The sequence below is a fragment of the Streptomyces sp. NPDC045701 genome (assembly GCF_056432045.1).
Genome location: NZ_JBWKJV010000088.1, coordinates 1 through 9,994 on the forward strand (window position 1 = coordinate 1; position 9,994 = coordinate 9,994).

Annotated in this window: 13 protein-coding genes and 2 pseudogenes; 9 read left to right on the forward strand and 6 right to left on the reverse strand. The window is 69.1% G+C overall.

All coding sequences use genetic code 11. The features are described 5' to 3' along the window. Positions 1-436: 436 nt before the first annotated feature. The 5 genes and pseudogenes from AC07DW_RS32025 (at position 437) to AC07DW_RS32045 (ending at position 3,228) form a co-directional block, all read left to right on the forward strand. Positions 437-1,371 (forward strand): annotated as a pseudogene (locus tag AC07DW_RS32025) (transposase). A gap of 204 nt (positions 1,372-1,575) precedes the next feature. Then, positions 1,576-1,773 (forward strand): annotated as a pseudogene (locus AC07DW_RS32030) (transposase); the annotation flags it as partial. A 31-nt stretch (positions 1,774-1,804) separates the two neighbouring features. Beyond that, a complete protein-coding gene (locus AC07DW_RS32035) occupies positions 1,805-2,005 on the forward strand; it encodes a hypothetical protein (protein WP_478861175.1) in 201 nt (66 codons plus the stop codon). 124 nt (positions 2,006-2,129) lie between these two features. Next, the gene (locus tag AC07DW_RS32040; protein ID WP_478861163.1) at positions 2,130-3,029 is read left to right on the forward strand and encodes a transposase; all 900 of its coding nucleotides are present in this window, start codon (positions 2,130-2,132) and stop codon (positions 3,027-3,029) included. Beyond that, entirely contained in the window at positions 2,959-3,228 is a 270-nt protein-coding gene (locus AC07DW_RS32045; RefSeq protein ID WP_478861173.1) for a transposase, read from the forward strand. The genes AC07DW_RS32040 and AC07DW_RS32045 overlap by 71 nt, the downstream gene beginning before the upstream one ends. A 50-nt stretch (positions 3,229-3,278) precedes the next feature. Here AC07DW_RS32045 and AC07DW_RS32050 read toward each other — a convergent pair whose 3' ends face one another. Beyond that, entirely contained in the window at positions 3,279-3,893 is a 615-nt protein-coding gene (locus tag AC07DW_RS32050; protein ID WP_478861174.1) for a recombinase family protein, read from the reverse strand. A 277-nt stretch (positions 3,894-4,170) separates the two neighbouring features. Between AC07DW_RS32050 and AC07DW_RS32055 the strand changes: the two genes are divergently transcribed. Genes AC07DW_RS32055 through AC07DW_RS32065 form a run of 3 tightly spaced genes read left to right on the forward strand, consistent with a single transcriptional unit; the run spans position 4,171 to position 5,806 of the window. Then, positions 4,171-4,632 carry a MarR family winged helix-turn-helix transcriptional regulator gene (locus tag AC07DW_RS32055; protein ID WP_478861164.1) on the forward strand — a complete coding sequence of 154 codons (462 nt, stop codon included), beginning with the start codon at positions 4,171-4,173 and terminating at the stop codon, positions 4,630-4,632. Between the two features lie 11 nt (positions 4,633-4,643). Further along, positions 4,644-5,060 carry a hypothetical protein gene (locus AC07DW_RS32060; RefSeq protein WP_478861165.1) on the forward strand — a complete coding sequence of 139 codons (417 nt, stop codon included), beginning with the start codon at positions 4,644-4,646 and terminating at the stop codon, positions 5,058-5,060. Next, positions 5,057-5,806 carry a DNA alkylation repair protein gene (locus AC07DW_RS32065; RefSeq protein ID WP_478861166.1) on the forward strand — a complete coding sequence of 250 codons (750 nt, stop codon included), beginning with the start codon at positions 5,057-5,059 and terminating at the stop codon, positions 5,804-5,806. The genes AC07DW_RS32060 and AC07DW_RS32065 overlap by 4 nt, the downstream gene beginning before the upstream one ends. Positions 5,807-5,886: 80 nt before the next feature. On the opposite strand, the gene AC07DW_RS32070 is transcribed toward AC07DW_RS32065, so the two are convergent. The 3 genes from AC07DW_RS32070 to AC07DW_RS32080 all read right to left on the reverse strand — a co-directional run bounded on the left by AC07DW_RS32070 (position 5,887) and on the right by AC07DW_RS32080 (position 7,342). After that, the gene (locus AC07DW_RS32070) at positions 5,887-6,351 is read right to left on the reverse strand and encodes a Tn3 family transposase (RefSeq protein ID WP_478861167.1); all 465 of its coding nucleotides are present in this window, start codon (positions 6,349-6,351) and stop codon (positions 5,887-5,889) included. Then, positions 6,348-6,506 carry a hypothetical protein gene (locus AC07DW_RS32075; RefSeq protein WP_478861168.1) on the reverse strand — a complete coding sequence of 53 codons (159 nt, stop codon included), beginning with the start codon at positions 6,504-6,506 and terminating at the stop codon, positions 6,348-6,350. Before AC07DW_RS32075 ends, AC07DW_RS32070 begins: the two co-directional genes overlap by 4 nt. A 341-nt stretch (positions 6,507-6,847) precedes the next feature. After that, complete coding sequence (locus AC07DW_RS32080; protein ID WP_478861169.1) at positions 6,848-7,342, reverse strand: hypothetical protein; 495 nt, start codon at positions 7,340-7,342, stop codon at positions 6,848-6,850. A 126-nt stretch (positions 7,343-7,468) separates the two neighbouring features. Here AC07DW_RS32080 and AC07DW_RS32085 point away from each other — a divergent pair, with 126 nt between their 5' ends. Next, positions 7,469-8,170 (forward strand): hypothetical protein, encoded by a 702-nt coding sequence (locus AC07DW_RS32085; RefSeq protein WP_478861170.1) that lies wholly within the window; start codon positions 7,469-7,471, stop codon positions 8,168-8,170. A 191-nt stretch (positions 8,171-8,361) separates the two neighbouring features. On the opposite strand, the gene AC07DW_RS32090 is transcribed toward AC07DW_RS32085, so the two are convergent. Continuing rightward, the gene (locus tag AC07DW_RS32090; protein WP_478861171.1) at positions 8,362-9,234 is read right to left on the reverse strand and encodes a transposase; all 873 of its coding nucleotides are present in this window, start codon (positions 9,232-9,234) and stop codon (positions 8,362-8,364) included. Positions 9,235-9,265: 31 nt separating this feature from the next. After that, on the reverse strand, positions 9,266-9,694 hold the full coding sequence (locus AC07DW_RS32095; protein WP_478861172.1) for an IS110 family transposase: 429 nt from the start codon (positions 9,692-9,694) through the stop codon (positions 9,266-9,268). Between the last annotated feature and the right edge of the window lie 300 nt (positions 9,695-9,994).

The following is a 9,994-nucleotide window of genomic DNA, read 5'->3' on the forward strand; positions in this document are numbered from 1 at the left end:
TGGTGACCTTGAGTCGATCACCCGGGAAGGTACGCCCTCCGCATCCCACGAGGCACCCCGCCCCCGGCCGATCCACAGGTTCTGAGCATTGCTCGACCCCAGTCAAGCGGGTCTACATCGAAAAGCAGGGAGTACCGAAGAAGCGCCCGCCTGGATTGCCAACGTGGTCGGACAAGCTGGTTGCCTAAGCTTGGCGTTTAACATCGCAGGTCACTCGACCTGCTGATCTGCGGGTCTTCCCGGGACAGCGGAGACGGCCGTTCTCCACGCTTCGAGATGTCGAGTCAAGAAGCACGAGAGAACGGCCGCTACCCATGAGTGTCCCCGGTGAGATGTTTGCAGGCGAGACATTGGGCGTACTGTCCGCTTTCGGGTCGAGTTCTACACCCTGGTCGAGCTGTCGCTGGCGGTCGAGCACCGGCGTGGACACGGCGCCCTGTACGCGGCCCTGGACCGGGGCTGGGCCGAGCCGGCACGGCTGCGCCACACGCTGACCTCCCTGCCGGTGCCCAGGGCGGCCGACGGGCGGATCGTGCTGGCCGTGGACGTCTCCAACTGGCTCCGCCCCGACGCCCCCACCAGCAACGAGAGGCTGTGCTGCCACGTCTACGGTCGCGGCGACCGCAAGACCGGCCAGTTCATCCCGGCTGGCAGTATTCCTTCGTCGCCGCCCTGGAAAACGGGCCGCACCTCCTGGTGCGCACTGCTCTGGACGCGATCCGCCTGGGGCCCGCGGGCGACGCCACGCTCGTCACCGCCGCCCAGCTCCGCGAGGTAGGGGGCCGGCTGTCCGCCGCTGGGCACTGGAAACCGGGCGATCCGGAGATCCTGATCGTGCTGGACTCCGGTTACGGCGTCGCCTACCTCTCACACGCCCTCGGGGACCTGCCTGTCATCCTCGCCGGACGCCTGCGCTCGGACCGGGTCATGCTCCGCGACCCCGGACCCGCCCGGCCGGGACCAAGGGGTGGGCGGCCGCGCCGTCACGGCGGCGTCCTCGCCCTCGCCCGGCCCGACACCTGGCACAAGCCCGACGTCACCACCACCACGGACACCACCCGCTACGCAAAAGCCGAGGCCACCGCCTGGGGCCGGATGCATCCCCGGCTCACCCACCGCGGCCCCTGGCTGGAACACGCGAAGGAAGAACTTCCCGTCCTTCACGGCACGCTGGTCCGACTGGCAGTCGAGTACCTGCCGGGCGACCGCACTCCGAAGCCGGTCTGGCTGTGGTGCTCAGCCACATCTGCCGCACCGGCGGACGTGGACCGCTGGTGGCAGTGCTTCCTGCGCCGCTTCGACCTGGAGCACACCTTCCGCCTGCTGAAGCAGACACTGGGCTGGACCGCTCCGAAGATGGGGTTCTGGTAAGAACGCTGTCACCGATCCTGCTGGTTAATTTCGTTGCTGGCGGGTGGAGTTGCTCGTTATTCGTGTAGCGGTCGTGTTTCCGTCCCCGGCCGCTGGGGGTGTGGGGTGTCGATGCAGCCGCGGCCGCGGCCGTGGCCGCAGGTGCCGGAGGTGACCGCGCGGGTGGCGCGGGCGGTGGCGGCGAGGGGGCCGTATCCGCTGGCGATGCGGGTCCGTGACGAGCTGGGGGAGCTGTTCGCGGACGACGAGTTCGCCCAGGCGTTCGGAGTACGGGGTCGGCCGGGATGGTCGCCGGGGCAGCTGGCGCTGGTCACGGTGCTGCAGTTCACCGAGAACCTGACCGACCGCGCGGCGGCGCATCGAGTGCGGTACGGCATGGACTTCACGTACGCGCTGGGCATGGAGCTGGACGATCTTCGGCTTCGACGTCTCGGTGCTGTCGGAGTTCCGTTCGCGCCTGGTCGAGCACGGCCTGGAGGAGAAGGCCCTGGACCTGCTGCTGGCCGCGTTGAAGGGCAAAGGCCTGGTGAAGGCCGGTGGGAAGCAGCGCAGTGACTCCACCCGCGTGCTGGCGGCGGTGCGGGACCTGAACCGGTTGGAGCTGGCCGGAGGCGACCCTGCGCGCCGCACTTGAAGCTCTGGCCTGCGCGGCCCCCGACTGGTTGGCCGCCGCGGTGCCTGTTGGAGAGTGGACCCAGCGGTACGGGCCGCGGATCGACTCCTGGCAGCTGCCGTCTTCGAAGACCGAGCGTGACGGTTTGGCGCTGATTTACGGCCGGGACGGGTTCACGCTCCTGCAGGGCGGGAAGCTCCCGCAGGCACCGGCCTGGCTGCGGGAGCTTCCCGCCCTGCAGGTCTTGCGGATGGTGTGGCTGCAGAACTACACCCGCACGGTCACCGAAACAGGGCAGGAGGTGTGGCGGCGGGAGAGCGGGAGTCTCCCGCCGGCCAGAGTACGGCTGACCTCGCCGTATGACACCGACGCCCGTTACGGCCTTAAGCAGGGCAGCTGGTGGACCGGCTGCAAGGTCCACATCAGCGAGACCTGTGACGGCCCGGACAACGAGGACAAGCCAGGCTGCGGCGAAGGCCAGGATCCAGCCGAGCCCGGGAAGACCGTGGTCGGCCCACCGCGCATCATCACCAACATCGCGACCACCGATGCCACCGTGACCGACGCGGAGATGACCGAACCGATCCACCACATGCTCGCCGCCCGGAGCCTGCTGCCCGGTGAGCACTACCTCGACTCCGGCTACCCCTCCGCCGAGCTGATCGTCGGCATCAAGCAGACCTTCGGTGTCACGCTGGTCACCCCGGTCCTGCTCAACAGCTCGCCCCAGTCCCGGGCCGGCACCGGATTCGACCGCACCGCGTTCACCATCGACTGGGACAACCGACAGGCCACCTGCCCCCGCGGACAGACCAGCACCTGGTGGAGCCCCACCAGCCAGCGCGGCACCAAAGCGATCGTGGTCAAGTTCGACAAGGAGACCTGTCAGCCCTGCCCGGTCCGCGATCAGTGCACCCGCTCGAAGGAAGGACGGCCGCTCGCTCCCGCTGCAGCCCCGCGAGCTACAGCAGGCCCTGGACCAGGCCCGCACCCAGCAGACCAGCCCACAATGGCGGGCCAGATACGCCCTCCGGGCCGGGGCTGAGGGCACCATCCACCAGGCCGTCGCCGTCACCGGCATGAGACGCGCCCGCTATCACGGCCTGAAGAAGACCCATCTGGAACACGCCTTCTCCGCCGTCGCGCTCAACCTCATCCGCCTCGACGCCTGGTGGAATGGACACCCTCTCGACCGCACCCGCACCAGCCACCTCGCCCGACTCGACCTCACCCTCACCGCATGATCGATTCTGAATAAACCAGCAGGATCGTCACCAGCCGCAAACGGGGGTGATCAGTCCTCGGACCTGGTGGGAGGCAGTTCCGGCGTGCTCGTCGCCCCGGCGAGCGCGAGGCGACCGCCCTTCAGTTCGGGCACGTAGTTGTAGATCGTGTTCCTGGAGACGCCGAGGAGCTTCGCGATCGAGGTGACGGTGTTCTCCGGGCGGGCGAGTAGGTCGCGGGCGTGACGTACCTGCTCTTCCGTCATCGCCGGCGGGCGGCCGAGTCGGGCGCCGCGGGCGCGAGCGGCGTCCAGGCCCTCGTTGGTGCCCTGCACGATGAGTTCGCGGATGAACTCGGCCAGGGCCGCGAACACGTGGAAGACGAGGCGTCCGCCGGGCGTGGTCGTGTCGAGCGCCTCGTGCAGCGAGGTGAAGCCGACGCCACGCTTGCGCAGGCCAGACACGATCGCGATGAGGTCCTGGATGGAGCGGCCGAGCCGGTCCAGCGACGGGACGACGAGGGTGTCGCCCTCGCGCAGGTAGTCGAGGGCCTTCCACAGTTCCTCGCGTTCGGCGTTCTTGCCGGACTTCTTGTCGGCGAAGATCCGGATGCACCCTGCTTCGGTGAGTGCGTGGATCTGCCGGTCGAGCAACTGCCCTTTGGTGGACACGCGTGCGTACCCCACGAGGTCGCCGGTCCGTGCGACCGGTACGGGGACGAGGAGATCGGCGGTGTCGTCGTCCTGGGATGGATGCACCCGCCAGATCGTACAGAAAACGGTGGGGTTCGAGTTCTTGAGCATGCCGACTTTCTGACACCGTCTTATGGGCATGATCCGGCGCCGACCCGGCCATGAACCCCCACTAATCGATCTTGCTCATCAATCAGTCGATAGATGAGCAAGATCGAAACTCATCCATTGTTGCCTTGACAACAGTTGTCACGACATTCAATCTGGAAGGGTGACAGCTTCCAGCAGCGGCCTGCGTGATCATCTCGGCTACTGGCTCCGCCGACTCTCCGACGAAGTCCACGGCCGGTTCGAACGAGAACTCGCCGAGCACGGCGTGACCGTCTCCCAGTGGGCGGTCCTGATCACCGTTCACCGTGGCGACGCCGCCACCATCCGGGAAGTGGCCCGGTATCTGGACATCGATGCAGGCGCGGTCTCCCGCCTGGTCGACCGACTGGCTGCTAAGGGCCTGATGACCCGCGAGCCGGACCCTGCATCCCGCCGCACCCTGCGTCTGGCACTCACCGACACCGGCCGCGACCTAGCCCCACGGCTGGCCAAGATCGCCGACCGCAACGACGCCCACTTCTTCGCCCGCCTCGACCCGGACCAGCGCCACCAGCTGGAGGACTGGATCCGCCGGCTGATAGGCGAAGCCCACCCAGAGCCCCCCGCACCGCGAACCCCCTGAAAGGCGCCACCATGAGCATCCCTACGACCGCCTGCTCGGTCACCAAGACCGTCACCATCGAGCGTCCCGTCGCCGACGTCTTCGCCTTCCTCGCCGACGCGGCCAGCTGGCCCGTCTGGGCAATCGTCAACGTCAAGGCGATCGAGCCCACCGACGAGCCGGGCTGGTGGCTGATGACCACCCCGCACGGCCCCGCCAGGCTCCGCATCCGCGGCAACGCCGAACTCGGCATCCTCGACCACGACTATGTCGAGGACCAGGCGTCCTGGCAGGTCCCCGCCCGGGTCGTCGCCAATGGCGCCGGCGCCGAATTCATGATCACTTTCTTCCAGCCGCCGGGCTTCACCGACGCCTTCTTCGACGAGCAGGTCACCCTGGTCGACACCGAGCTCGCCACGCTCAAGCGCATCCTGGAAACCGGCGCGTGAGCCTGCCCCACGCCCGACTCACCGAGGCAGCCGAACAGCTCACCGAGCAGCTCGCCTGCCTCGGCACCCCACAGCGCGCCGCCCGGGACCGCGACTACCTCCACAGCGACCTCATCCACGTCGGCGTCCCCATTCCAGACCTGCGCCGCGCCGTCAACGCGACCTTCCGCGACTTGCCCCCGCTCATCCGAGCGGACGTCCTGGCCCTGGCCGATCTGCTGTGGACCAGCGTCTATGAACACCGGCAGGCAGCCGTCCACCTCCTCACCCACCACGCAGCCCTCCTCACCCCCGCCGACCTCGCGACGGTCGAAGCGATGCTGCGAGCCGCCCGCACCTGGGCCCTGGTGGACCCCCTTGCCGTCCACGCTGTCGGCGCGATCACCCTCAAGCACAAGAAGGCGGCCGGGCCCACCCTCGACCGCTGGGCCGGCGACGAAGACTTGTGGCTCCGCCGCTCAGCCCTCCTCGCCCTGCTTCCCGGCATCCGCGCCGACGCGTCCGACCTGAATCGACTGGGCCGATACGCGGACGCCATGCTGGAAGAGACCGAATTCTTCATCAGGAAAGCCATCGGCTGGGTGCTGCGCGAGACCACCCGCCGCGACGATCGCTTCGTGACGACATGGGTGGAACCCCGCATCGACCGCATCTCCGGCGTCACCCTGCGCGAAGCGGTCCGCCGCCTCGGCGACGCAGACCGGACCCGCCTGCTGAACGCCTACCGCCGCGCCCACGGCCGTTGACACCACGGGCGGGATTGATCCCCGGAAGCCAGATCGTGCGGCCGCGTGACGGCCGGCCAAGGCGTGCGCTGACGGCGAGCTCACGCGCGCTTGGCTGGCTGCTGGCCCTCGGCCGCTGACCCACGAGGTACGGGCACGGTGACCGCGGCGAGCTTCAGACGGGCCTCCATGTCAAGGTTGACCTCGCCGTACGGGCGGACATGCGACCAGAACAGCGGGGTCAGGCCGCGCCGGTCCGCAGGCGTGAGAAGCTCGGCCCACTCCGGTTCGCCGAGGACGTCCTGGAGCATCAGGGTGTTTACGTAGACCAGGGCCGACTGCAAGATTCTGAGGCAGAGGACAAACATCTCCTGCTCGTCGCGCCGGCTCGAGGCGATCTCCCCGCCCTTGCCGTAGGCGATCACGGAGTTGGCTCCGTTGGAGGACTCCATCACGTTCAGGCCCTCCTCGATCTCACGCTGAAGGTCACGCAACCGCAGGTCCACGGGTTCCAGCATCAGCGCGACGCACCCGGTGCGGTCGCACGTCACGGCGTCTCGGATCACCGGTCCTCCTCGGCGGCCGCCGACTCGTCGTCGGCCAGCTCGGTGAGCGCGTGCGCCTCCTGGTGCTGCTCGGAGGTGAAGCCAATCGGCTTCCGGTCCTCGCGCTCGTAGCCCTCGTACAGGTGGCGCTGTCCGTCCGCGTAGGACCGGAGCACGTCGCGGGCCTCGTCCGGGGTGAGTCCAGCGCGGCCGCCCCCTCGTTCCAGGTCGCGCCCAGCTGCAGGGCCTCGTGCACGGTGCTCGGGCGGTAGTGCAGCGCGGTACGGCGGATGGCCTCTCCCAGGGCCAGCGCTGCGAGCGCGTCAGCCGCGGTGCCGCGCTCGACCTCGTGCGGGAAGTCGGCGGGCAGGCGCCGGTTCGACAGGCGGTCGCCGTGCTGGGAGTGCTTCTCCGCCTGCCAGGGCAGGGGGACGGCCGGCGGGAGGTCGTCGGGGCGGCGGACTTGGAGGGCCTGGAATTCCTTGTACGAGTCGGTGCTCACGGTGGTGGTCGCCCTTCAGTTCGTCGGGTAGAGGTCGGCGCGCGGGGTGTTCTCGGTGAGCCAGCGGCGGAACGGGTGCGTGCGCCCATCGACGGCCAGGCGGTCGTACCGCTCCTTCACCGTGGTGTGGTGCTGGCCGATCGCCTCGCCCAGCTCGCGGAACGACATCTTGTCGCGGTCCGTCTCCGGCTCGCGGGCCGCCAGCATCAGCTCCTCCTCGATGGCGGCCAGTCGCATCTTCAGGCGGCGGATGTCGCCCAGCCCCTCCCGAATCAGCTTCTGCTCCAGGGGTTTGCCGGACTGGATGGCGTCCATCGCCAGGATGGCGGTGTCCGCCTCGTCCGCGATCTGCCACTGCTTCCCGCCGTGGAACGCGAGCGTGTACGTGTGCACCCCGTCCGGCCAGTACGCGGTCCGGCCGGCGACCTCGCGGGGCTCCAGGCCCGGTCGGCTCGCGGTCGTCGGCTCCTCCGCCGGGTGCGGGAGCGGCCGGTGCTGAGAGGTCGTCATGTGCGGTTCCCTTCGTCGGTGTTGGGGTTCCCCAACACCCTTGACTGTAGGGGTTCCCCAACACCTGGGCAAGCGGTTCGCGACATCCCGCCCGGCCTTCGTAACCGGTTGTCATCCCGGCTGGAGGTGGCGGCGCCCATCACTGCCGGTCTGGTGGCGGCGGCCGCCCGTGCCGGGCTCGCGTCGGTCGCAAGGCAACGGGCGCTATCCGAGGTGCGGGCCCAGGGACGAGCCGGGCCCGAACTCCGTGACGTTCTGTCGGCCTTCGTCGGCCTTGGCCTCGCTGTGCTTGGACCCGTCCTGCTCCTCGCCTGCATCTACCGTGGGCTCGGCGTTCTCGGCCTGCTGCTCGGCACAGTCCTGCTTGCAGCCGTCGGGTTCGTCGGCTGGCGGCTGCGCCGGACGGTCGTCCGTCGACGCGGCGGCACCTACACGTCGGCAGAGTTGGCCAGGCTTGACGAGCAAGGCCTGGGGGTGGCGGCCGAACGGATGCTGAGCCGCGATGGCTGGCACGTCATCTCCATGCCCTACCGGGGACGGCCCCGTCTGTACGCGCGCGACCGCGGCGGCCGCCAGCTCGATGTGGCATTCCGTCCACCGGACGAGGCGCCGGCCGACGAGGACGCGCCCACCGTTGTGGCCCCCCTGCGGGAAGTAGGCCGTCCCGGGGTTGACCACCTGATTCGCGTTGTGGTCAGCAAGGGCTCGTACAGCCGCACGGATGTGCTGTGGGCCTCCCGCCAGGGCGGTGCCCGCCTGGTCGACGGCCGCCAACTGCAACAGTGGGCCGCCGGGACCCCCTTGGACGACCTGGGCCTGCCCGGCTGACAGCCGACCAAGATCGTTTGGCGAAGCGCGGACCGCCCCGGGCGCCGCTCCGGCGGCGGGCCCTCCCTCGACGGTTCGGGTAACAGTACTGTTACCCACCTGACCGGAATACTCAACGGTCAGATGGGCATGGCGGGGTAGCCCCTCGGCGGTGACGGTGGGGGGCTGCTTGCGGGGCTTGGGGGGGTTGGTCAGGTGGTTGCCGGGGTGAGGGTGACGTCGTGGCCGAGGGCCTTGAGTTGGCGGACGAGGTCGCGGCTCTTGCGCTGGGGGTCGAGGTTGCGGGTGTGGAAGTCGGGGCCGAGGTCTCGGTAGCGAGCGGTGGGGTCGTTCATCAGGTGCCAGACGGACACCAGGATGGAGCGGGCGACGGCGACGAGGGCTTTCATGTGGCCGCGGCGTTTGACGATGCGGCGGTAGCGGGCGCCGAGGAAGGTGTCGGTGCGGGCGGCGGAGACCGCCGCCTCGCCGGGGGCCCCGCGGAGCCAGGGGTTGCCCTTGCCGGTGGGGCCGGAGGTGTTCTTCCCGCCGGACTGGATGGTGCGCGGGGAGAGCTTGGCCCAGGAGACGAGATGTCCGGCGGTTGGGAAAACCGGCATGTCCAGGCCGGTCTCGGCGAGGACCACCTGCGCGGTGTCCGGGCCGAGACCAGGAATCTCGTCGAGGCGCTCGGTGTCGGTAATCGGTATCAGGGTGGTTTGGCCGGGGCCTTTGCCGTCCTCGGTGGTGGACAGTTCGGCCAGACGGACGGTGATCCGGGCGGTGAGCTTGTCGGTCTGCACGGTGAGGTAGTCAACGGTGTCCAGCAGCATCCGGCACATGAATCCGTGGTGCTCTTCGAACCGGCCGGTCAACGATTCGGCCAGGGTGGCGTGGCTGGCCTTGATGGTGCCGTGGGCCAGGTCCGCGAGGGCCTTGGGGCTGCGTTCCCCGGCGATGAGGGCTTCGAGCATCGCCCGGCCGCAGACGCCGAAGATGTCGGCGATCACGGTGGAGAGCTTGATCTGGGCGTCTTCGAGGAGTTTCTCGGTGCGCTGCTTGTGGCGGGTGCGCTCGTGGGTCATCACCGCACGCGCCCGGGTGAGGCCGCGCAGTTCACGGACCGGTCTGGGGGGGAACGAACGAGGCCCGGAGCATGCCGCGCTCGGCCAGCTTCGCTAGCCAGACCGCGTCCAGACGGTCGGTCTTCGGCCGGCCCGGGACGTTCTTGACGTCACGGGCGTTGACCAGCCAGCACTCCAGGCCACGCGACTCCAGCAGGAAGAAGTACGGCTTCCAGTAGGTCGATGTGGCTTCCATGACCACGCGGGTGACGCCCTGGCAGATGAGGTGGTCGGCTAGGTCCAGGATCGCGCCGGATGTCGCGACGGTGCTGAAGACGTGCTGGGTCCGAAAGCCCGGCCTGTCCTCGTGCGGCAGGCGCACGCACACCATCCCGGACGCCTTGGCGATATCGATCGCCGCGACCCGTTCCACGAGCTCGGCCGCCTGCTCGATCTCCTCGATGTCCTCGGTCTCAGCCATGGCCCCCTCCCCTTCACACTCTGCCAGGACAGGACGGTGCCTGCCCGTGGGACCGCTGGGGGAGCGAGAATCTGACCGGCGTGCTCGGAGGCAACAGTGCGTGGCCCCTCTGCGGTCCCGGCGCCAGACTGACCTACGGGCTCACAGTCCAACGAAGCATCGGGGTCGGCGGGCAGGCACCACAGCCATGTTTTCACGCCAGCAAGGACCCTGGTGGCTAATTCAGTGCTCGGTTGATGCTGCGCCAGCGGGTTCGGGATCATGGGGTGCGGTCGTCACGTCTGGTATCCGGCCGTAGGA

Bases quoted from the DNA above. Each gene is read 5' to 3' on its own strand.
- AC07DW_RS32090 (WP_478861171.1), bottom strand. From the start codon at position 9,234: ATGACCCACGAGCGCACCCGCCACAAGCAGCGCACCGAGAAACTCCTC.
- AC07DW_RS32095 (WP_478861172.1), bottom strand. From the start codon at position 9,694: ATGGCTGAGACCGAGGACATCGAGGAGATCGAGCAGGCGGCCGAGCTC.
- AC07DW_RS32080 (WP_478861169.1), bottom strand. From the start codon at position 7,342: ATGACGACCTCTCAGCACCGGCCGCTCCCGCACCCGGCGGAGGAGCCG.
- AC07DW_RS32060 (WP_478861165.1), top strand. From the start codon at position 4,644: ATGAGCATCCCTACGACCGCCTGCTCGGTCACCAAGACCGTCACCATC.